The 1,482-nt window shown below is 43.5% G+C and carries 1 protein-coding gene; it reads right to left on the bottom strand.

Going from position 1 to position 1,482, the window contains the following annotated elements; all coding sequences use genetic code 11:
* Window positions 1-49: 49 nt before the first annotated feature.
* Window positions 50-1,375 carry an ISNCY family transposase gene (locus FTU50_RS15760; protein ID WP_180055179.1) on the bottom strand — a complete coding sequence of 442 codons (1,326 nt, stop codon included), beginning with the start codon at window positions 1,373-1,375 and terminating at the stop codon, window positions 50-52.
* Window positions 1,376-1,482 lie beyond the last annotated feature (107 nt).

Genomic DNA, 1,482 nt, shown 5'->3' with positions numbered 1-1,482 from the left:
TGTTATTCCTAAGTAGAAATGTCCTACCTAATAACCAAATAGAAATGTCCTATACAGACACTTCCAAGTCAAGCACAGGATTCAGATTTCGTTCTTTGATTACTGTTTTCTGTGCACGTCTGCTCGGCATCTTTTGAGAACGATTGCGTTTGTTTTGCTGTTCTAATTCTTCGTGCTGTTGTTGAATATGATTGAGAACAGCACCTAAACGTTTATTCTCAACAACCTCTCGCTGGTTGAGCTGACTTAATTTATCGAAGATGCTGTAATTGATTTTTCTTCCTTGATGTTCAATGGCTACCGTGCCATCCGGATATTCCAGAAACTCAAGATACTTGCCGATCAACCTTTTATTTTCTTCGGTATTTTCCAGTAAATATACGCATTTATCATAAGTAATCGTCAGGCTGTTCGTGACTCTGCGGGGTTCACGCCAGGTAAAAATATCATCTAATTCTTCGGCTGTTTCAGTGACAGTCCGGTGTAGATCCTTGGGATTAAAGGCCATCTTGGCAAACTTCTGATTGAACTGCTCAATGAAGCAGGGTAGCCAGGCATTAGCTTCGGCAATCGAACTGATGCCTTCCAGACGCATTTCTTTGATCAGACGGTCCTGAAGCGTTCTATTGGCTCGTTCTACACGGCCTTTGGCCTGTGGTGAATTAGCGAAGATAATATCGATATTCAGGGTGCTGAGTACGCGCCCAAACTGGGTAATCTTGGTGTCTTTCTTACTGCTTTGATTCACCCTGAAGACTGAATGTTTATCGCTGTAGAAGGCTAAAGGCTTACCATGCTGCTCAACATACAAACGTGTTGAAATCATATAGTCAAAGGTTGATTCCGACTCACAGAAGCGTAAATGCTGTAATTTTCCTGTGGCATCATCGATAAATACCAGCAGACAGCACTTAGCAGCGCGTCCTTCAAACCAGTCATGGTGTGAGCCATCGATTTGAATCAGTTCACCATAACAATCTCGGTTATAACGAGGCTGATACGGGCGTTTCAGGCGCTTGGCGCGAGGAATCCACAGATCGGCTGCAATCATCCAGGAACGCAGTGTTTCCACTGAAATATCGAATCCATGAACAGTGGTGAGCTTTTCATGCGCTAAAGTGGGTCCGAAACCATGCAGTTGATCCGAAACAATATTGAGGCACTTGAGTCTGAGCTCTTCAGGAAGCCTGGAATTGCTGATTTGGCCACGTGCAGCATGTGCTAATGCAGCTGGGCCTTGAGCTTTGTATTTTTGCAATAAACGTCTGATCTGACGTTCTGAAATATGAAGTAGCTGAGCAGCTTGGGACTGGGTTATGCGTTGATCACAGATTTCTTGCAAGACCGACAATCGTTTAAGTTCTTTATCCGACATAGACACCAACATATCAAACCGTCCGCTAAGAAAATTGCAAAAGTGCATATTCTAAAAGCGGACATTTTTACTTTGGAGAAACCGGACATTTCTACTTGGGGCTTACA

This window comes from Acinetobacter sp. YH12112 (assembly GCF_013418945.1).
GTDB classification, from domain to species: domain Bacteria; phylum Pseudomonadota; class Gammaproteobacteria; order Pseudomonadales; family Moraxellaceae; genus Acinetobacter; species Acinetobacter indicus.
Note: the sequence above shows the minus strand (reverse complement) of the source record. Positions and strands in the feature narration are given on the sequence as shown.

Coding starts and splice junctions, on each gene's coding strand:
- FTU50_RS15760 (WP_180055179.1), bottom strand. CDS start 1,375: ATGTCGGATAAAGAACTTAAACGATTGTCGGTCTTGCAAGAAATCTGT.